The following is a 20,735-nucleotide window of genomic DNA, read 5'->3' as shown; positions in this document are numbered from 1 at the left end:
TGGGATCTCCTTCGCAACGTTCTGGTCGGTGTTCAGCCGTTGATGACGTGCGGCTCGGAGACCGCCTTGAGGCCCTCGACGCCGAACTCGCGGCCGTAGCCGGACTTCTTCGCCCCGCCGAACGGCACGGCCGGGTGGAGCCCGCCGTGCGAGTTGATCCATGTCGTGCCCGCGCGCAACCGGGCTGCGACGGCGAGCGCCGCGTCGCGGTCGGCCGACCACACCGATGAACCGAGCGCATAGTCGAGCTCGTTGGCGAGGCGCACGGCCTCGTCGAGGTCGGTGTAGCGGATGATCGGCAGCACCGGTCCGAACTGCTCCTCGAGCACGAGGTCGTTGTGCGGGTCGATGTCGGCGACGAGCGTGGTCGGGTAGAAGTTGCCTGGGGCATCGTAGTCAGGGTCGCCGCCGAGCACGACGCGTGCGCCGGAGGCTTTCGCGGACTCCACCAGCCGGTCGACGACGTCGAATTGATTGCGGTTCTGCACGGGACCCAGCAGGTTGCCCTCGTCGAGGCCGACACCCATCGGCACGGATGAGGCGACGGCCGCGAGCTCTTCGACGACCCGGTCGTACACGTCGTCGTGGACGTACAGCCGCTTCAGGGCGGCGCAGGTCTGGCCGGTGTTGATGAAAGCGCCCCAGAAGAGGTCCTGCGCGATGGCCGCCGGGTCGACGTCGGGAAGGACGATACCGGCGTCGTTGCCGCCGAGCTCGAGCGTCAGCCGGGTCACGTTGGCCGCCGAGGCCTCGATGATCTGCTGCCCCACAGGGGTCGACCCGGTGAACATGATCTTGCCGACCTTCGGGCTCCGCGTCAGCGCGGCGCCGACGGTGCGACCGGGGCCGGTGACCACGTTCAGGACTCCGGCGGGCAGCACCTGGTTCATCACCGCCACGAGGGCGCGCACAGAGAGCGCCGTCGTCTCGGCGGGCTTGATCACGACGGTGTTGCCCATTCGCAGTGACGGGGCGATCTGCCAGATCGAGATCATCATCGGCCAGTTCCACGGCGAGATCGCCCCGACCACCCCGATCGGGCGGTAGTGCAGCTCAGCGTGGTTCTCGCCGTCGTCGATGAGCACCTCCACTGGTAGCTCGGTGTCCGCCGCCGAGCGGGTCCACACCGCGCACGCCCCGACCTCGAACCGGGCGTTCGGTCCGTTGAGGGGCTTGCCCTGCTCACGCGAGAGCAGGCGGGCGAGAGCCTCGGACGACGCCTCGATCGCGTCGGCGGCGCGGTGCAGGTAGGCGCGGCGCACACGGTCGTCGAGCGCCGCCCACTCGGGCTGCACCGCCTCCGCCGTGTCGATGGCCGCCTCGAGGTCGGCGATCGACTGGTTCGGGAAGCGACCGATCTCGGCGCCGGTGGCGGGATCGACGGCGACGCCGGCGTCGGCGGATGCTGCGGCGGAGGCGCTCGCGGCGGTGAGCAGCTCGTCGTCGTCGAAGGTGATGATCGGCAGTGCGCGGACGCTGTCAGATTCGTGCATCATCGGAGAACCCTTTCGGAAGCGGATGGCACACATCGTGCGCGCGAGGGTCAGCCCGCGGAAGGGGCGCGAGCTCGCTGTGCACGCGTGGTCAAGCAGAATTGCGCGCGGTGGAGGGTCGTCTGCTGCTCTCTGCGGGTCGTGGAGCTCGTCGAAGCGTCCGGTCAGGCGGCGCGCAGCTCGCGAGGCGTCACTCCGAACTGCCGCTTGAAGGTGCGGCTGAAGTGCGCAGCATCCGTGAATCCCCAGCGCGCCGCGAGCTCGGCCACGGTGTGGGCGGCGTGCAGCGGGTCGGTGAGATCGGCGCGGCAGCGGGCCAGGCGCTTCTCGCGGATCGTCGCTGCGACAGTGAGCCCGCGGTCTGCGAAGAGGGCATGCAGCTGCCGGAGCGAGATGTAGTGTGCGGCGGCGATGGCGGCGGGGCTCAGAGCGGGATCGCCCAGGTGCGCATCGATGAACGCGTCGATCCGCTCGTGCCATTCGCGCCGCGGGTCGCGCCCACCGTGCTGCCCGAGCAGCTGCGCGAACAGGGTGTCGACGAGCGCGACGCACGTGTCGCCCACGCGTGCTCGCACCGGGGCGTCGATGCCGTGCAGACCCAACGGGAACTGCCGCAGGAACGAGGCCAGCACGGGACTGAGCGGTTCGTCGGCGCGCACGGCGGTAGCCATGAGCTCTGCCGCCGACGAGGGATGCAGGCTCAGCCGCGACTGGGGGAGCATCGTGACGAGGTTGCGCACCGTGTCGTCGAAGTGCAGCGTGTACGGGCGCGACGTGTCGTAGACCGAGATGTCGCCGGGGCGCAGCAGCACTTCGCGTCCGTCCTGGATGAGGAGCCCGGTTCCCTGGAGAATCAGGTTGACCTTGTAGAAGCCGCTGCCCCCCGCGGCGATGGCCCGCTCTGTCCTCGTGACGGTGTGCGCGGTCGCGGCGACCTCGGTGAACAGCACGTCGTTCGCCTGGGCGCCGAGGAGCCGTGCGGCGAAGCCGGCTTCACGATCAGTCGTGATCTCCAGCGGCACGAACGACGAGGCGACGAGCTCGGCGAAAGCTGGTACCGATCGAGCGGTCGCGACCGGGCTCGCCGCGGCGGCGGGCGATGCGCCCACGAGGCCGATCGCCGGGGCGCTCATGACGCCGCCGTCTCGGCGAGTCTCTCGGGATGCCGGGCGGCGAGGAACGCGTCGATCGTGCGCCAGCGGTGGTTCCGCGCGGCCAGTTCGATCTCGAGCGGATCGGCGCCAGCACGGATCAGCCGGAGGATCTCGCCGTGCTCCTCGACGGAGTGGCTCGCTCGTCCTGGCACGAAGGCGAAGGTGGAATCACGGATGCCGGAGAGCCGCGACCATCCGCGATGAACGAGGTCGAGCAGGTGCGGATTGGGGCACGGCTCGTACAGGGCGGAGTGGAAGTCGCGGTTCAGCGCGGTGAACGCATGCGCGTCGAAGTGGTCGAGCAGGCGGCGCATGCGGTCGTTGATCTCGTCGGCGCGTTCGAGATCCTCGTCACGCAGCAGGGGCGCCGACAGCGCGGTGGCTGAGCCTTCGACGAGGCCGAGGGTCTGCATCGTGTGCACGTACTCGCTCTCGTCGACCATCGCGACGCGGGCGCCGACGTTGCGCTCGAAGGTGACGAGGCCCTCGGCCTCGAGGCGCCGGATGGCCTCGCGCACCGGGACGACGCTCATCTGGAGCTCGTCGGCGATCGCACTGAGGACGAGACGGTACCCTGGCCCGAAACGGTGCGCCGCGATGCGCGATCGGATCCACCGGTAGGCCGACTCGGACTTGCTGATCGTCACGTCCGCGGCCCTTCCTCGTCCGCTTCCTGAGCGAGCGCAGCGGGACGAAGGGCGTACGTCGCCCGCCACTCGGCGTTCATCGGGAACAGGCCGTCGACCGGATGCCCAGTGGCGACCTGCTCGGCGATCCAGGCATCCTCCTCTTCTTGGGCGAGGGCGGCGTCGGCGACCTCCTCGGCGAGCGCCGGTGGGATGACGATGACGCCGTCCGCATCGCCCACGATGATGTCTCCGGGCTGGACGGCCGCACCGCCGCACGAGATCGTGACGTCGACGTCCCACGGGACGTGGCGGCGGCCCAGCACCGACGGATGCGCGCCCTTCGAGAAGACGGGCAGGCCGATCTCGGTGACGGCGTCGGCGTCGCGCACGCCGCCGTCGGTGACGACCCCGGCGGCGCCGCGCACCTTCGCGCGCAGGGCGAGGATGTCGCCGAGGGTGCCGCTGCTCGCATCGCCCCGTGCCTCGATCACGATGATCTCGCCCTCGCCCACGGCGTCGAAGGCGCGCTTCTGCGCGTTGTAGCCGCCGCCGTGGGATGCGAAGAGGTCTTCGCGGAACGGCACGAAGCGCAGTGTCTTCGCCGTGCCGACGATCTTGGCACCCGGGATATTGGATGAGACGCCGTCGATGAAGCAGGAGTGGTGGCCGCGCTTGCGCAACTCGGAAGAGAGCCCGGCGGTGGGGGCGGCGAGGAGCTTCGCGCGGAGGTACTCGTTGAGGGCGGAGGGCGTTTCGTCTCGCTGCGCTTGCGGGGCGGCCGGGGGCTCGGGCGGGAGTCCGGCGGCCTCGCGGGAGCCCCAGGCCTCGGTTCGCTGCAGGTGGTCGACGGCGGGGAGCGACCCGATCTCCGGGTCGAACGGCACCTCGCCCTGCACGACCGTCGTCACGAGGCGTCCAGAAGACGGAGCGCCTGGAGCATCCGGTGCGTCCACCTCGATCTCGACGACGTCGCCTGGCACGATGACCGACGAACCAGCCGGTGTCCCGGTGAGGATCACATCCCCCGGCTCGAGCGTGAAGTGCTGCGACAGGTCGGCGACGAGCTGCGGCAGCGTGAAGATGAGGCCGGCGGTGGTGTCGTCCTGCCGGAGTTCGCCGTTCACCCATGCTCGCACCCGCAGCGCACCAGGATCGACGGCGCGGGCGTCGATGTACTCGGGGCCGAGGGGCGTGTACCCGTCACCGCCCTTGGAGCGCACGTTCGAGCCCTTGTCGTTCGCGCGCAGGTCGTAGAGGCCCAGGTCGTTCGAGGCCGTGACCCAGCCGACGTGCGACCAGGCGTCCGACAGCGCGACGCGTCGCGCGGCGGTGCCGATGATCAGGGCGATCTCGCCCTCGAAGGCGAGCAGCTCGGTGCCGGCGGGGCGCTCGACGGTGCCCCTTGTGACGCCGACCGATGAAGCCGGTTTGAAGAAGTACGAGGGCGCGGCCGGGCGCCGGCCGCGTTGGTCGGCTCTCGAGGCATAACTGATGTGGATCGCGATGATCTTGCCGGGGCGGGGGACGGATGCCGTCACGGATGCGCCTCCTTGCGCTGCTCTTGTGCGTCGTATTCGAAATCGTATATCATCCTGGGTATCGGCGGCAAGCATCCGGAATTCGCCTCCGCCGACGCCGTCACCTCAAAGGAGAGAGCATGACCAGTCCCGCGCACGACGGGTTCACCCCCACCGGAACCATCGCCGCCCCCGCCGACCGACGCCGCGTCGTGTTCGCCACCATCGTCGGCACCACGGTCGAGTGGTACGACTTCTTCATCTACTCGTCCGCAGCGGGCCTCGTCTTCGGCTCGCTCTTCTTCTCGCCGTTCGGCAAGGATGCCGAGCAGATCGTGGCGTTCATCTCGATCGGCCTCAGCTTCCTCTTCCGTCCGCTCGGTGCGTTCCTGGCCGGGCACTTCGGCGACAAGATCGGTCGCCGAACCGTGCTCATGATCACGCTGATCCTGATGGGTGCGTCCACGGCGCTCATCGGCCTCCTGCCGACGGCGTCGGTCATCGGTGTGGGTGCGCCGATCCTGCTGTTCCTGCTCCGCATTCTGCAGGGCATCTCGGCCGGTGGCGAGTGGGGCGGCGCGGTGCTGATGGCCGTCGAGCACGCCCCGCGCGCGAAGCGCGGACTGTTCGGCGCATCCCCTCAGATCGGCGTGCCGCTCGGTCTGCTGCTCGCCTCCGGCGTGATGGCGAGCATGACGATGATCGCCCCCGGTGACGCCTTCCTCGCATGGGGCTGGCGTGTGCCCTTCCTGTTGTCGTTCGCGCTCATCCTCATCGGCTACTACGTGCGCCGCCGTGTGGAGGAGAGCCCGGTGTTCACCGAGATCGCTGAGCGCCGGGAGCAGACCAAGCTGCCGATCGTGCAGCTGTTCCGCCGTCATGCGCTGCTCGTGATCATCGCCGCACTGGTCTTCGCGGGCAACAACGCAGTGGGCTACATGACCACCGGCGGGTACATCCAGAACTACACGACGAACCCTGATGGGCCTCTGGCGATGGAGAAGGGCTCCATCCTCTGGGCCGTCGCCGGCTCTGCGATCACCTGGCTGATCTTCGCTGCATTCGGAGGGTTGATCTCCGACCGCATCGGACGACGCACGACGTACATCATCGGCTGGGTGCTGCAGCTCGGCGGCGTCTTCGCGCTGTTCCCGCTCGTGAACACCGGAGAGATCGGCCTCGTCTTCGCAGGCCTCGCCGTCCTCACGATCGGGCTCGGGCTCACTTACGGCCCGCAGGCCGCGCTGTACGCCGAGCTCTTCCCTGCCAGCATCCGCTTCTCCGGGGTGTCCATCTCGTACGCGATCGGAGCGATCGCCGGCGGCGCGTTCGCCCCGACGATCGCGAAGGCGCTGGTCGATGCGACCGGCACTACGGACTCCGTCACCTGGTATCTCGCCGGCATGACTGTGCTCGGACTCGTCGCCACCCTGCTGCTGCGCGATCGCTCCGGCATCCCGCTGGGTCCCGATCACGAGGCCGAGCAGTCGGTGAGCCCGATCTACGGACTGTCGAAGGCCTGAGATGCAGTTCCACCATCACGGCTACGTCTCCGGCGACCCGCGGGTCCTCCCCGCTGGCGCCGAGCGACCCGACGAGCTCCCAGACGAGGTCGACGTGCTCATCGTCGGATCGGGGCCTGCAGGGATGCTGCTCGCCGCGCAGATGTCGCAGTACCCTGGCATCACGACGCGCATCATCGAGAAGCGGGAAGGGCGCCTCGAGCTCGGCCAGGCCGACGGCATCCAGCCGCGCAGCGTCGAGACGTTCCAGGCGTTCGGCTTCGCCGAGCGGATCATGGCCGAGGCGTACAACATCGGCTGGATGAACTTCTGGGGCCCTGACCCCGAGCGACCCGACGAGATTGTGCGCACCACCCGCACGGCCGACTACGCGTACGACATCTGCGAGTTCCCGCACCTCATCGTCAACCAGGCGCGCGTGCTCGACTACTTCGCCGAGGCCGCGGTGAACGGGCCGGCGCGCATCAGGCCCGACTACGGCGTGGAGTTCCTCGGGCTCACGGTGCACGAGGCGGGGGAGTACCCGGTCGAGGTCGCGCTGCGCGACCACGGCGCCGAACGAACCGTCCGCGCGAAGTACGTCGCCGGATGCGACGGAGCGCGCAGCCGGGTGCGCGAGGCGATCGGCCGCACGCACGTGGGCGAGGCCGCGGCCCACGCCTGGGGCGTCATGGACGTGCTCGTGAACACCGACTTCCCCGACTGGCGCACGAAGTGCGCGATCAACTCCGAAGCAGGGAACATCCTGCACATCCCGCGCGAGGGCGGCTACCTCAGCCGCATGTACATCGACCTCGGCGAAGTCGCCGCCGACGACGACCACCGGGTCAGGCAGACGCCGATCGAGGAGATCGTGCGCCGGGCGAACGCGATCCTGCATCCGTATTCCATCGAGGTGAAGGAGGTCGCCTGGCACAGCGTGTACGAGGTCGGGCATCGGGTCACCGACGGCTTCGACGACGCCACCGGAACCGACCGGCATCCGCGGGTCTTCCTCACGGGAGATGCGTGCCACACGCACAGCGCCAAGGCGGGGCAGGGTATGAACGTGTCGATGCAGGACGGCTTCAACCTCGGCTGGAAGCTCGGCTCGGTGCTCACCGGACGTGCCCCCGAGGCGCTGCTTTCGACCTACGGCGCTGAGCGGCGACCCGTCGCGCAGGAGCTCATCGACTTCGACCGCGAGTGGTCGAGCCTGATGGCGCGAAAGCCCGAGGAGATCTCCGACCCCACCGAGCTCGCCACCTTCTACCTCGGCACCGCCGAGTTCCCCTCGGGGTTCATGACGCAGTACTCGGCGTCGATGATCGTCGGCGACGATCGGCACCAGGCGCTCGCCGCAGGCTTCCCGCTCGGCAAGCGCTTCAAATCGGCCGAGGTCGTGCGGGTCGCCGACGGCAACGTCGTGCACCTGGGGCACCACGCCAGGGCCGACGGACGTTGGCGGGTCTACGCGTTCGGAGACCGTGACGGGTCGGTGCTGAGCCAGTGGGCGGATGCTGCCGCACCGGTTTTCGCCCGGTTCACCCCGCCGGATGCCGACGTCGATGCGGTCTTCGATGTGAAGGCCGTCTGCCAGCAGCCGTACGAGGAGCTCGAGGTCACCACCGCGCCGGCGCTGTTCCAGCCGAAGACGGGGCCGCTCTGTCTCACCGACTGGGAGAAGCTCTACGCCGCGGGCCCATCGAAGTGGACCGACGTCGACATCTTCGAGGCGCGGGAGCTCTCCCGCGACGGGGTAGTCGTCGTCGTGCGCCCCGACCAGTACGTCGCCGCCGTGCTGCCGCTTGATGCGGGGGGAGAGCTGGCGGAGTTCCTGGAGGGCGCGTTCCTGCCGGCATGACACCTGTCATGCCGAAGACGTGACAGTGCACGACAGCGCTGGCGGCGCCGCGTCGGGATGCTGGATGCATGGACACAACAGCCGCAGCATCCGTCATCGAGCTGACAGACGTCCGCCGCCACTTCGGCGTCGGCGACCGCCGGGTTCAAGCCGTCGACGGCGTCACGCTCGCCATCGGTCGGGGTGAGGTCGTCGCGCTCCTCGGCCCGAATGGCGCAGGGAAGACAACCACCCTGGACATGCTCCTCGGGCTCACCGACCCGAGCTCCGGAACCGTCTCGGTGCTCGGCGGCCGGCCCGCAGCCGCATCGAAGTCGGGTGCCATCGCGGCCGTGCTGCAGACCGGCGGGCTGCTCGGCGACGTCACCGTCGGTGAGACCGTCGAGCTCATCGCGTCGCTGCACGGACGGGCGGCGCTGGATCGAGTGCCCGATGTCCTGCGCCGCGCCGACCTCGTCCACCTCGCCAAGCGCAAGGTGTCGAAGTGCTCCGGCGGCGAGCAGCAGCGGGTCAAGTTCGCCCTCGCGATGGTGCCCGACCCCGACATCCTTGTCCTTGACGAGCCCACCGCTGGCATGGACGTCACCGGCCGTCGTCACTTCTGGGACGTGATGCGCGCCGACGCGGATGCCGGCCGCACGATCGTCTTCGCGACGCACTACCTCGAAGAGGCCGAGCAGTTCGCCAGGCGCACGGTCGTCATGCACCGCGGAACGATCGTCGCCGATGCGCCCACCGCACAGCTGCGGGCGAGCCTGGGGGAGCGGACGGTCTCAGCGACCCTCCCCGACTTCGAGCGTGACGCCCTGACAACGAGGATCGAAGCGATGGCAGGGGTGTCCGGCATCCGTCTCGATGCCGACCGCCTCACGGTGCGCACCGCCGATTCCGATGCGGCGGCCCTCGCCCTGCTCAGCGCCGGCGCGCGCGATCTCGAGATCGCCGCGCCCACCCTCGAAACCGCCTTCACCGCCCTCACGGAGGACTGACCTATGCTTCTCTCACCCACCATGCTGCGCATCGAGGCGATCCGTCAGCTGCGCAACCCCTACACTCTCGCCTTCACGCTCGCGATGCCGGTTGCGATGTACCTGCTGTTCGGCGCCAGCATGGGCTACGGCAAGCTCTCGGTCGGGCACGGAAACGCATCCTTCTACGTGATGGTCTCGATGGCGGCGTACGGCACCGCCGTGGCGATGAGCTCGCTCACCTCGCTCGCCGCCACCGAGGCTAAGCAGGGCTGGGGCCGCCAGCTCGCGATGTCGCCGCTGACGGCGACCGGGTACGCGCAGACGAAGCTCCTCACCGCCGTCGCCTACGCCGCGCTGTCTCTGGTTGCCGTGTTTGTCGCCGGGATGCTGACCGGAGCCGAGGCCGATGCCGTCTGGCGCTGGTTTGCGGCGGCTGGGATCATCCTCGGCCTCGGACTGATCTACGGGCTCTGGGGCCTCGGTGTCGGGCTCTTCTTCAGCGGAGACTCCGCAACAGCGCTCGCCTCGATCTCGATGACCTTCTTCGCCTTCTTCGGCAACGTCTTCATGCCGCTGGAGGGTGTGATGCTCGACATCGCCCGCTTCACGCCGCTCTACGGCTTCGTCGCGCTGAGCCGGTGGCCGCTCACCGAGGGACGGCTCACGACCGGACAGACCGATGAGGTGTGGATGCTCGTGCTGAACGTCGTGGTCTGGGTCGTGCTGTTCGCGGCGCTGGTCGTGGCCGGCGCCCGCCGCTCCCGCGCACGTCAGTAAGTTGGACGTCATGACCGACACCCGCAGCGACGCAGCGCGGTTCGCGGCGGCCGGGGCGCCCCCGGCCGCGTGGGCCGCAGGAGGCGCGCGGCAGAAGGGCGTGAAGGATCCGTGGGCGCGCTTCGGCTGGCTGATGGCGGTGGTCTGGCTGGTGTTCCTGCTGTATCCGCTGTTCGCCCTGACGCGGTCTGAGGCCCCGCTCGCATGGGTGATCATCGGCTGGATCGCGCTGATCGCCTTCGTCGTGCTGTACGTCGTCGGCTTCATGTACGGGATGCGCCACGAGAGCGGCCTTGGCCGCCCGGTCGCGCAACGGCAGTGGACGACGTTCGCCCTGCTGATCGTGTTCACGCTGCTGACGGTCCCCGCCGTCGGCGGATCGGCGCTGAGCTTTCTGCCGTTCATCATGTCGTTCGCGTCCTACGGGTTGACGCGGTTGTGGCACTGGCTGGCGTTCGCGGCGTGCGTCGCGGTGACAGCGGTGTGCGTCTTCCTGCTCCCCGGCGGGCTCCAGTACGTCTCGGTGCTGGCGATCGTCGTCATGCTCGGGATCGTCAACACGGTCTCGACGTGGTTGATCATGCGCTCGAGCGAGGCCGATCGGCTCGGGTTGGAGCTGGCGACGAGCGAGGCGCGCGAGGCCGTGGCCCGCGATGTGCACGACCTCGTCGGGCATTCGCTCACGGTGGTCGGCCTCAAGGCGCAGCTCGTACGGCGTCTCATCGACACCGATCCGGAGCGGGCCAAGGCCGAACTCGCCGACATCGAGCAATTGACCGCTGAGGCGATCGCCGGGGTGCGCACCACGGTCGCCGGAACACGGGCGACGACGCTCATCGATCAGCTCGCGCAGTCGCGCGACGCGCTGTCGGCCGGCGGCATCGCCCTCGTCGTCGAGGGGGAGGCGGCCGCGTTGTCGGCCGCGCAGGCGATCACCGCGGCGTGGATCCTCCGCGAGGCGACGACGAACACGCTTCGGCACGCGGGGGCTTCGCGGTTGACGGTGACGCTCGCCCCGGGGAGGTTCTCGGTGTCCGACGACGGCGCCGGATCCGGCGGTCGCGAGGGCAACGGCATCCGGGGGATGCGCGAGCGTGCCGCGGCGTCGGGGGCGACGTTCGCGATCGGGCCACGGGAGTCCGGGGGGACCCGGGTGGAGGTGACGTGGTGAGCGACGGCATCCGTCTGGTGATCGCCGACGACCAGGCGCTCGTGCGGGGCGCGCTCGGGGCGCTGCTCGACCTCGAACCCGACCTCGAGGTCGTGGGGTACGCCGCCGACGGCGCCGAGGCGCTGCGCGTCGTCGCGGAGCAGTCGCCCGACGTCTGCCTCATGGACATCCAGATGCCGGGCATCGACGGCATCGAGACGACCAGGACGCTGCGCGCCGCGAGCACCGGCACGCGTGTGCTCATCGTCACGACTTTCGCGAGGCCCGGTTATCTGAGATCCGCTCTCGACGCGGGGGCGAGCGGCTTCGTCGTCAAGGACAGCCCGGCCGAGAAGCTGGCGGATGCCGTGCGGCGCGTGCACGCCGGGATGCGTGTGCTCGACCCGGCGCTCGCCGAGGAGAGTCTGTTCGAGGGGGCGAACCCGCTCAGCGAGCGCGAGCAGCAGGTGCTGCGCCTGGCCGCCGATGGCCGCTCGGCCGCGGCGATCGCCGCCGAGGTGTTCCTCTCCGCGGGGACCGTTCGTAACCACCTCTCCGCAGCCATCGGCAAGACCGGGGCCGGGAACAGGGCCCAGGCCGTGCGGATCGCGCTCGACAAGGGGTGGATCTGAGGTTCGGCCGGCACACCTGCACGACCCGGGAACACCGGCACGACGTATTCCGCCCTTCGGGCGTGCATCCGTCCCAGGGTCGTGCATCTGTACCGTGAGGACGCTCGCTCGGAGACCTGCTCACAGCGGTACCTCGTCGCGGAGGGCGTTGCGCGCGACATCCGGTTTCAGGCCGGCGCGAGCGACGATATCGACGCGCCGACCCAGCACCGCTTCGAGCTCGGCCTGCAGACGGAGGATGTCGAGGAGTCCGGTGCCTTCGGCGAAGTCGGTGAGCAGATCGATGTCGCTCTCTGCAGTCTCGTCGCCGCGGGCGACGCTACCGAAGACACTCGTGTTCGATGCGCCGTGGGCGACCAGGATACGGTACAGCTCGTCCCGCCGGTCACGGATCTCGGCGAGCATCGGGCGCGGTACGAGCTGCACCGTCGCGCCGACGGCGGCGAGGAGTGTATCGACCATGCGGAACGACGGCTCGCGTCGCCCTCTCTCGTACGCGCTGATGACGCTCTGAGGCACGCCCGACCGGCGCGCCAGCTCGGCTTGCGTGATCGTTGCGCGTGTTCGCCCGTCACGGATCAGATCGGCTGCGAGAACCATGGCACACAGACTACGCGGATGAGCGATATAGCGAAAGAGCGATATCGCTCAGGAGTTCACGCGGATGATCTCCTGCTGGTAGGGCGCGATGACATCGCCCGAGATACGCAGGTCGAGCAGCAGGAAGCGGCGGGTCGCCGCATCCTCGTGCGCCCATGCGGCGAGGCGGTCGAGGTCGGCGAGGGTACGCACGACCACGCCCTCCGCGCCCACCGCGGCGGCGAAGGCGGCGAAGTCGACCTCCGGGATGCGCATGGGTTCATCGGCGAGCCCTTTGAGGCCGTAGAGGTTCACCTCGGCACCGTATGCGGCGTCGTTCCAGATCACGGCGATGCCGCGTCCGCCCGCTGCGCGCACGGCGGATTCGAGGTCGGCGATCGCCATGAGACCGCCGCCGTCGCCGCTGGTGAGCACGATCGTCGATTCGCGGCGGGCGAGGGCGGCGCCGACGACGCTCGGCCAGCCCAGCCCGATAGCCTGGAACGCGGTGCCGACCATCATCATGCGATCGGGCGCCGCGACGGGCCAGTACATGTTCGCCCAGCCGATGAAGTGCCCGCCGTCGGAGACGACCACACGGTCGTCTGGTAGCAGTTCGGCGATGCGACGCGCGGCCGAGCGGGGGTCGAGCCGCCCGTCAGGGGCGAACTCGTCTCCGCCCTCGTACGTCCTCGCGGCCGCGACGTCGACGCTCTCGCGCCACGGCCGCGCGCGCCCGGTTTCGGATGCGGCCCCTGGCACGGTTCCGGACGCTGCGGCCACACGGGCGACGAGCGCCTCGGCGGCCACGCGGGCGTCGGCGCGCACGAAGCCGCCGACGTGCGGGTGGGTCGCCGCAGGCGCCGTATCGATCTGGAACACCCGGGTGCCGGGGGCGAACAGGTCGCCGAAGCGCATCGTGAACTGGTTCAGCGACGCGCCGAACACCACGGCGACATCGGCCTCGCGCACGAGACGCATCGCGGCCTCGGCACCGAACCCGCCGGTCACACCCAGGTCGTACCGCCCATCGGGGAAGACTCTCCTCCCCAGCGCCGAGGTCGCCGTCAGAGCGCCGGTGACCGCTGCCAGCTCACCCAGCGCCGCGCCAGCATCCGCCAGCCACGCCCCGCGCCCCGCGAGGAGGAACGGATGCCGCGCCGAGCGCAGCGCCTCAGCGATTTCGTCCAGCATCCCCTCGGCGAACGCGCCGCGGGGCGCGAGCGGCGCCGGTACGACGGGCTGCGGGGCCTCCGGTACGGGGCCTGCCTCGAGGGCGGCGACGTCGTAGGGGATGGCGAGCACGACGGGAACGCGGTAGGTCAGCGCATGCTCGATCGCGATGACGGTGGTGGCCGCGGCATCCGCTCGTCCCACGGTGTACGTGCGTGCGCCGACCGCCGAGGCGAGGGCGATCTGGTCTACGTCCCACGGGCGAGGTCCGGAGGTCGGCTCGTCGCCGACGACGAGCACGAGCGGCACGTGCGCCTGCACCGATTCGGCGAGGGCCGTGATCGTGTTCGTGAAGCCGGCGCCGTAGGTCGAGGTGCCACAGGCGATGCGACCTGAGGCGCGAAAGTGCGCGTCGGCGGCGACCACCGCGCCCTGCTCGTGCCGGACGGCGGTGAAGACGGCATCCGTCTGCTTCTCGATCGCGTCGAGGAAGTAGGCGTTGCCGTTGCCCATGACGCCGAAGACGGCGTCGATGTGCTGGGCGAGGGTGAGGGCGACGTGCGCGGAGACGGTGGGCATGCGAGAGCCTTTCGAGACACGGAGAAGGGGATTCCGTATGTGTCTCGCCGAGTGCCGACTTCGTGCCTCTTTTTCAGGCACCGGCCTTCGACGGCCGGACATATGGAGTCTATCCGTCGCGGGGCTGTAACGTGTGTGAAATGAGAGGCGAGGAGCATTCCCGCATGGAATCGCTGTTCAACGGGTACTCGAACCGCACTCTTTCCGGCAGCGGCGCCTGGGATGAGATGTTCCCCGAAGGCAGCGCCGCCGTGCGCGAGCCGTATCGCGAGATGTTCCCAGCGCTCGATCGCATGGACGACTCCGAGTTGCGCGCCCGCACCGAGGCGCTGGCCAGTTCGTATCTCGCCCAGGGCGTCACGTTCGACTTCGCCGGGGAGGAGCGCCCCTTTCCGCTCGATGTCGTGCCGCGCATCGTCGCCGCCGAGGACTGGTCGTACGTCGAGCGGGGCGTGAGTCAACGCGTGCGGGCGCTCGAAGCGTTCCTCGCCGACGTCTACGGCCCGCAGCGCGCGGTGCGCGACGGCGTGATCCCGGCCTCGCTGATCAGCTCGTCGACGCACTTCCATCGCCAGGCGGCGGGCGTCGTCGGCGCGAACGGCGTGCGCATTCACGTCGCCGGTATCGACGTGATCCGCGACGAGCGTGGCGCCTGGCGAGTGCTCGAGGACAACGTGCGCGTTCCCAGCGGGGTCAGCTACGTGCTCGCCAACCGGCAGGTCATGGCGCAGACGCTCCCCGAACTGTTCACGAGTCTGCGGGTGCGTCCAGTGGTCGACTACCCGAGCCGTCTGCTGCAGGCGCTGCGGGCGGCGGCCCCGCGCGGCGTGGAGAATCCGAATGTCGTCGTGCTCACCCCCGGCGTCTACAACTCGGCGTACTACGAGCACACGCTGCTCGCGCGCACGATGGGCATCGAGCTCGTCGAGGGTCGCGACCTGTTCTGCTCGGGAGGGCGGGTGTGGATGCACACCACGGCGGGGCCGATGCGCGTCGACGTCATCTACCGACGCGTGGACGACGAGTTCCTCGACCCGCAGCAATTCCGGCCGGACTCCGTGCTCGGCGCTCCCGGGCTCGTGCTCGCGGCGCGCCTGGGCAACGTGACGATCGCGAACGGCATCGGCAACGGGGTCGCCGACGACAAGCTCGTCTACACCTACGTCCCCGACCTCATCCGTTACTACCTCGGCGAGGAGCCGGTGATCCCCAACGTCGACACGTGGCGGCTGGAGGAACCGGATGCTCTGGCCGAGGTGCTCGACCGGCTCGACGAGCTCGTCGTCAAACCCGTCGACGGTTCGGGGGGCAAGGGCATCGTGATCGGCCCCGACGCCTCGGCCAAGACGCTCGACACCCTCCGGCGCTCCCTGCGCAAGGATCCGCGCGGCTGGATCGCGCAGCCCGTCGTGCAGCTGTCGACGATCCCGACTCTCGTCGAAGACGGATTCCGACCCCGGCATGCGGATCTGCGTCCGTTCGCGGTGAACGACGGCGAGGACATCTGGGTGCTTCCGGGCGGGCTGACCAGGGTGGCGCTGCCCGAGGGACAGCTCGTCGTCAACTCCAGCCAGGGCGGCGGTTCGAAGGACACCTGGGTGCTCGATGCCGCGACAGCGGCCAACCCGAACAGCAACCAGTCGGGTGCCGCCTCCGACGAGGTCACGCTCGCCACCGCCGCGATCACGACCGTCGCTCCGGTACGGGAGGATCCGCACACGCCGTTCCGCTCCTCTCCCGCCGATGAGGATCTCGTCACCCGCCATCACCAGCAGCAACAGCAACAGCAGCAGGCGCGAGCGGAGGTGCTGCCGTGCTGAGCCGCATCGCCGAAGCCCTCTTCTGGATCGGCCGCTACATCGAGCGCAGCGACGGCACCGCGCGCATCCTCGATGTGCACCTGCAGCTGCTTCTCGAAGACCCCTGGGTCGACGAGGACACCGCGTGCCGGTCGTTGCTGTCGGTGATGGGCACGCAGGCCGAAGGCGATGCGCCCCTCAGCCGCGAAGACGTCGTCAGGATCCTCGTGCTCGACCGCGACCACGCAGCATCCGTCGCGCACTCCGTCGCCGCGGCGCGGGAGAACGCCCGCCGCGCCCGCGAGATCATCTCGACCGACCTCTGGGAGACCCTCAACGAGACCAACGCCCGGATGCCTCGGCGGATGGCGTCGGACAAGACGCACCAGCACTTCCGTTGGGTGCGCGACCGCGCCGCCCTCGCGTTCGGCGTCGTCGACTCCTCGACGAGCCGTGACGAGGCCTGGCACTTCTTCTCGCTGGGGCGCGCCATCGAGCGGGCCGACATGACCGCGCGCCTGCTCGCCACCCGCTCGCTCACCGAGGCGGGCGGCCCCAGCTGGACGACGCTGCTGCGCAGCTGCGGGGCGTACGAGGCGCATCTGCGCAGCCATCGCGCGGTGCCGACGGCGGCGTCGGCTGTCGAGTTCCTGCTCGTGGACCGGCTCTTCCCGCGGTCGGTGCTCTCCAGTGTGCTGCACGCCGAGGAGTGCCTGCGCGGCATCGACCCTGTCGGCTCGTTCCGCACACCCGGACGGGCGCATCTGGTGCTCGGGCGCATCCGCTCCGAGCTGGAGTTCCGGCCGATCGCCGATATCGTGCACAGTCTGTCGGAGAGCATGGAAGAGGTCCAGGTGGGAGTGTCGATGGCGAGCGACGCGATCCGGGAGCAGTACTTCCCGTCGATCGCGATGCCGGTGTGGATCGGAGAGGCGCTGTGAGCCGCCTGCGCATCGTGCACCGCACGGGATTCAGCTACTCGGAGTCGGCGACGGCGTCGTACAACGAAGCGCGGATGCTGCCGCACACCCGTGAGGGGCAGTTCGTGCTGCAGGCGACGCTCGAAACCCTCCCGGCGGCGACCCAGCACTCCTACATCGACTACTGGGGCACCGAGGTCTCCACGTTCGAGGTGCTCACGCCGCACCAGTCCCTCGTGGTGACGGCGACCAGCATCGTCGACGTGCGCCCGGTGCCGGTGCCGACCGGCACGCTGTCCTGGGAGATGCTGGCCGAATCGCTGCCGCGATCGCTCGCGCTCGCCGAGTGCCTGGAACAGACGCCGGCGACGATGCCGGATGCCGAGATGATCGCGATCGCGGAGCGGGCCCGTGCCGAGGGGACGGGCATCGACGAGACGGCCCTGGCAATCTGCCGTGTCGTCGGAGATGCGATGGAGTACCGGCGCGGGGTCACCGGCGTCAACTCCACGGCGCGCGACGCGTGGCCGACGCGGTCGGGCGTGTGCCAGGACATCGTCCACGTCGCCCTCGGCGTGCTGCGCGCCGCCGGCATCCCCTCGCGGTACGTCTCGGGCTACCTGCATCCCGACCGTGATGCGCCCATCGGCGAGCCCGTGGCGGGGGAGTCTCATGCCTGGGTGGAGTGGTACTCCGGGCGCTGGCGCGGGTTCGACCCGACCAACCTCGTCGAGATCGGGCCGGGTCACGTCTACGTCGGTCACGGCCGCGAGTACGCCGATGTCGCGCCGCTGCGCGGCGTGTACGCAGGGCCGATCGGATCGGAGCTGTTCGTGCAGGTCGAGCTGACGAGACTGGAATAGGGTCGTGGGAGAGGATCGTCACGTGACCGATGCGGCGAACGAGCGCGAGACGCTCACCTGGGACGGTTTCGGCGCGGCGACGCGCGACCTCGCGCGGAGCATCCTGACGAGCGGCTTCGAGCCGGACGTGGTCGTCGCGATCGCCCGCGGCGGGTTGCTGCCCGCCGGCGCCATCGCGTACGGCCTCGGCGCGAAGAACTGCGGCGTGATCAACGTCGAGTTCTACACCGGCATCGGCACCGTGCTCGATGCCCCCGAGGTGCTGCCGCCCGAGCTCGACATGGCTTATCTCGACGGACGCCGGGTGCTGCTCGTCGACGACGTCGCCGACTCCGGCAAGACCCTCGTGCTCGCCGCGCAGCTGTTGCGCGACAAGGGTGCCGATGTGCGCTCGGCGACGATCTACACGAAACCGACGACGATCATCCAGCCCGACTACGCCTGGAAGGACACCGATCGCTGGATCGACTTCCCGTGGTCGTTCCAGGGCACGGTCCGCGAGGAGGACCTCGGCCTTCCGCCGACGGCCTGACGCGCTTGTCTTCTTTCTTTCTTCTGGGTGAGAAGGATTGTCCGGCCGAGAAGGTCTGTCTGGGTGAGAAGGTCTGTCTGGTCGAGAAACCACTTCGGCGGCGAGACACCACCCCAGGCGTGGTGTTTCGAGGCGGAAGTGGTTTCTCGGTGGAAAGGGCGTCGGGGACGGGCTGGAGTGTCGGTGGGGTCGGGCAGAGTGGGATGCATGACCTCCGCTCGTCCCTCCGGCATCCGCGATGCGGCGCTCTCCGCGCTGCGCGATCTCACCGGACGGCGCGACGCCGAGTTCCACGACGGGCAGTACGAGGCGATCGACGCCCTCGTCGAGGGCCGGCGGCGCGCGCTCGTCGTCCAGCGCACAGGGTGGGGCAAGTCGGCGGTGTACTTCGTCGCCACGCTCCTGCTGCGCCGGCGCGGTGCGGGACCGACCGTGCTCGTCTCACCGCTGCTGGCCCTGATGCGCGACCAGATCGCGGCCGCCGAACGCGCCGGGGTGCGCGCGGTGGCGATCAACTCGACGAACGCGCACGAGTGGTCTGACGTGCTCGACCGGCTCGATCGCGACGAGGTCGACGTGCTGCTGGTGTCGCCCGAGCGCCTGAACAACCCCGCGTTCCGCGAGGAGCAGCTGCCCGCGCTCGTGCGGCGCATCGGCATGCTCGTCGTCGACGAGGCGCACTGCATCAGCGACTGGGGGCACGACTTCCGCCCCGACTACCGGCGGCTGCACGACCTCATCGCTCAGATGCCGCAGGGCGTTCCGGTGCTCGCGACGACCGCGACGGCGAACAGCCGTGTGGTCGCCGATGTCGCCGAGCAGTTGGGCGGCAGAGGGACGGATGCCGACGTGCTGACCATCCGCGGACCGCTCGCGCGCACCTCGTTGCGCATGGGCGTGCTGCGTCTTCCGAACTCGGCGAGCCGTCTCGCATGGCTGCTCAGCCATCTCGACGACCTGCCCGGATCGGGCATCATCTACACGCTCACGGTCGCGGCTGCGGTCGACACGGCGCGACTGCTGCGCGAGAGCGGACACGACGTGCGCGCCTACACGGGGCAGACCGACACCGATGAGCGCACCGAGAGCGAGGGGATGCTCAAGCGCAACGAGGTGAAGGCGCTGATCGCGACGAGCGCGCTGGGCATGGGGTTCGACAAGCCCGATCTCGGGTTCGTCATCCATCTCGGTGCCCCGTCGTCGCCGGTCGCCTACTACCAGCAGGTCGGACGAGCGGGCCGGGCGAGCGAGAGCGCCGATGTGCTGCTGCTGCCCGGGATGGAGGACCGCGACATCTGGCACTACTTCGCGACGGCCTCGATGCCCGATCGGGAGCGCGCGGAGCGCGTGATCGCCGCCCTCGGCGATCGACCGGTGTCGACGCCGGCGCTCGAGGCGATGGTGGACATCCGTCGTACTCCTCTCGAACTGCTGCTCAAGGTGCTCGACGTCGACGGTGCGGTGCGTCGGGTGCAGGGCGGCTGGGTCGCCACCGGCGAGCCCTGGGTCTACGACGCCGAGCGCTATGCGCGCATCGCCGCCGAACGGGTCGCCGAGCAGCAGAGCATGCTCGAGTACGAGTCGACCGGCGGGTGCCGCATGGAGTTCCTGCAGCGGGTGCTCGACGACGAGAGTGCGGCTCCCTGCGGGCGCTGCGACAACTGCGCGGGCCCCTGGTTCCCGGTGGCGATCGGTGACCGGGAGCGGGAGAGCGCGGTGCAGTCCCTCGACCGCGTCGGCGTGCCGATCGAGCCGCGCAAGCAGTGGCCGACTGGAGCCGACCGGCTCGGCGTGCCGGTCAAGGGGCGCATCGCCCCCGACGAGCAGTCGGACGAAGGGCGCGCTCTGGCCCGTCTCACCGACCTCGGCTGGGGCGGTGCGCTGCGGGAGCTCTTCGGAGCGGGAGCGGCGGATGCTGTCGTGTCATCATCCGTGCTCGGCGGATGCGTGCGCGTGCTGGCCGAGTGGGGCTGGGCCGAGCGCCCGGTCGCGGTCGTCGCGATGCCGTCGCGGTCGCGGCCGCAGCTGGTGGATTCGCTGGCGCGCGGCATCGCCGAGATCGGCCGGCTGTCCTATCTGGGCGCGCTCAGCCTCGTCGACGGCGGCCCCACCGGGCAGCCCGGCGGCAACAGCGCCTTCCGGCTGGCCGGCGTGTGGGGCAGGTTCTCCGCCGAGGGCCTTGCGGTCCCCGCCGGCCCCCTGCTCCTCGTCGACGACCAGGCCGACAGCCGATGGACCCTCACGGTCGCCGCGCGCGAGCTCCGCGTCGCCGGCGCGTCGGCCGTGCTCCCGTTCGTGCTCGCGCTGCGCGGCTGACGACGTCGCGCGCTGTGCGCGCCGGGGGGACGCGCGCCGGGGTCGTGCGTTGGGGTCGCGCGTTGTGGCCGTGGGCTGGGGTCGTGCACTGGGGTCGTGCGTTGGGGTCGTGCACTGGGGTCGTGCACTGGGGTCGTGCGTTGGGGTCGTGCACTGGGGTCGTGCGTTGGGGTCGTGCACTGGGGTCGTGCGTTGGGGTCGTGCGTCAGGGCCGTGCGCTGGGGTCGCGTCGGGGTCGTACGTCGGGGCCGTGCGTCGGGGCCGTGCGTTGGGGCCGTGCGCCGG

Annotated in this window: 17 protein-coding genes; 11 read left to right on the top strand and 6 right to left on the bottom strand. The window is 69.9% G+C overall.

All coding sequences use genetic code 11. The features are described 5' to 3' along the window. Positions 1–32 precede the first annotated feature (32 nt). The 4 genes from QM568_RS00850 to QM568_RS00835 all read right to left on the bottom strand — a co-directional run bounded on the left by QM568_RS00850 (position 33) and on the right by QM568_RS00835 (position 4,889). Complete coding sequence (locus QM568_RS00850) at positions 33–1,496, bottom strand: aldehyde dehydrogenase family protein (protein WP_415134842.1); 1,464 nt, start codon at positions 1,494–1,496, stop codon at positions 33–35. 161 nt (positions 1,497–1,657) lie between these two features. Continuing rightward, on the bottom strand, positions 1,658–2,626 hold the full coding sequence (locus tag QM568_RS00845) for a helix-turn-helix domain-containing protein (protein WP_415134840.1): 969 nt from the start codon (positions 2,624–2,626) through the stop codon (positions 1,658–1,660). After that, the gene (locus tag QM568_RS00840) at positions 2,623–3,294 is read right to left on the bottom strand and encodes a GntR family transcriptional regulator (RefSeq protein WP_415134838.1); all 672 of its coding nucleotides are present in this window, start codon (positions 3,292–3,294) and stop codon (positions 2,623–2,625) included. Before QM568_RS00840 ends, QM568_RS00845 begins: the two co-directional genes overlap by 4 nt. Further along, complete coding sequence (locus QM568_RS00835; protein WP_415134836.1) at positions 3,291–4,889, bottom strand: fumarylacetoacetate hydrolase family protein; 1,599 nt, start codon at positions 4,887–4,889, stop codon at positions 3,291–3,293. Before QM568_RS00835 ends, QM568_RS00840 begins: the two co-directional genes overlap by 4 nt. Before the next feature lie 44 nt (positions 4,890–4,933). Between QM568_RS00835 and QM568_RS00830 the strand changes: the two genes are divergently transcribed. From QM568_RS00830 to QM568_RS00805, 6 genes are all read left to right on the top strand, one after another. Beyond that, positions 4,934–6,316 (top strand): MFS transporter, encoded by a 1,383-nt coding sequence (locus QM568_RS00830; protein WP_415134834.1) that lies wholly within the window; start codon positions 4,934–4,936, stop codon positions 6,314–6,316. A 1-nt stretch (position 6,317) separates the two neighbouring features. Then, positions 6,318–8,159, top strand: a complete 1,842-nt coding sequence (locus tag QM568_RS00825; RefSeq protein ID WP_415134832.1) for an FAD-dependent monooxygenase — start codon at positions 6,318–6,320, stop codon at positions 8,157–8,159. Positions 8,160–8,227: 68 nt separating this feature from the next. Further along, positions 8,228–9,148, top strand: a complete 921-nt coding sequence (locus QM568_RS00820) for an ABC transporter ATP-binding protein (RefSeq protein WP_415134830.1) — start codon at positions 8,228–8,230, stop codon at positions 9,146–9,148. 3 nt (positions 9,149–9,151) lie between these two features. Continuing rightward, a complete protein-coding gene (locus QM568_RS00815; protein ID WP_415134828.1) occupies positions 9,152–9,907 on the top strand; it encodes an ABC transporter permease in 756 nt (251 codons plus the stop codon). A 10-nt stretch (positions 9,908–9,917) separates the two neighbouring features. Then, a complete protein-coding gene (locus tag QM568_RS00810) occupies positions 9,918–11,078 on the top strand; it encodes a sensor histidine kinase (RefSeq protein ID WP_415134826.1) in 1,161 nt (386 codons plus the stop codon). Next, on the top strand, positions 11,075–11,689 hold the full coding sequence (locus QM568_RS00805; protein ID WP_415134824.1) for a response regulator: 615 nt from the start codon (positions 11,075–11,077) through the stop codon (positions 11,687–11,689). The genes QM568_RS00810 and QM568_RS00805 overlap by 4 nt, the downstream gene beginning before the upstream one ends. Before the next feature lie 120 nt (positions 11,690–11,809). Here QM568_RS00805 and QM568_RS00800 read toward each other — a convergent pair whose 3' ends face one another. Then, positions 11,810–12,289, bottom strand: coding sequence for a helix-turn-helix domain-containing protein (locus QM568_RS00800; protein ID WP_415134822.1), 480 nt, complete (start codon positions 12,287–12,289; stop codon positions 11,810–11,812). 48 nt (positions 12,290–12,337) lie between these two features. Then, complete coding sequence (locus QM568_RS00795) at positions 12,338–14,020, bottom strand: thiamine pyrophosphate-binding protein (protein ID WP_415134820.1); 1,683 nt, start codon at positions 14,018–14,020, stop codon at positions 12,338–12,340. Positions 14,021–14,184: 164 nt separating this feature from the next. On the opposite strand from QM568_RS00795, the gene QM568_RS00790 reads away from it, so the two are divergent. The 5 genes from QM568_RS00790 (at position 14,185) to QM568_RS00770 (ending at position 20,450) form a co-directional block, all read left to right on the top strand. After that, positions 14,185–15,840: a circularly permuted type 2 ATP-grasp protein gene (locus tag QM568_RS00790; protein ID WP_415134818.1), complete on the top strand. Its 1,656-nt coding sequence runs from the start codon at positions 14,185–14,187 to the stop codon at positions 15,838–15,840. Beyond that, the gene (locus QM568_RS00785; protein ID WP_415134816.1) at positions 15,834–16,760 is read left to right on the top strand and encodes an alpha-E domain-containing protein; all 927 of its coding nucleotides are present in this window, start codon (positions 15,834–15,836) and stop codon (positions 16,758–16,760) included. Before QM568_RS00790 ends, QM568_RS00785 begins: the two co-directional genes overlap by 7 nt. Continuing rightward, positions 16,757–17,602, top strand: a complete 846-nt coding sequence (locus QM568_RS00780; protein WP_415134814.1) for a transglutaminase family protein — start codon at positions 16,757–16,759, stop codon at positions 17,600–17,602. The genes QM568_RS00785 and QM568_RS00780 overlap by 4 nt, the downstream gene beginning before the upstream one ends. 22 nt (positions 17,603–17,624) lie before the next feature. Further along, on the top strand, positions 17,625–18,134 hold the full coding sequence (locus QM568_RS00775) for a phosphoribosyltransferase (protein WP_415134812.1): 510 nt from the start codon (positions 17,625–17,627) through the stop codon (positions 18,132–18,134). A 207-nt stretch (positions 18,135–18,341) separates the two neighbouring features. Next, the gene (locus QM568_RS00770) at positions 18,342–20,450 is read left to right on the top strand and encodes a RecQ family ATP-dependent DNA helicase (RefSeq protein WP_415134810.1); all 2,109 of its coding nucleotides are present in this window, start codon (positions 18,342–18,344) and stop codon (positions 20,448–20,450) included. Positions 20,451–20,735: the final 285 nt, after the last annotated feature.

Source organism: Microbacterium sp., from assembly GCF_047607465.1.
GTDB lineage: Bacteria > Actinomycetota > Actinomycetes > Actinomycetales > Microbacteriaceae > Microbacterium.
Note: the sequence above shows the minus strand (reverse complement) of the source record. Positions and strands in the feature narration are given on the sequence as shown.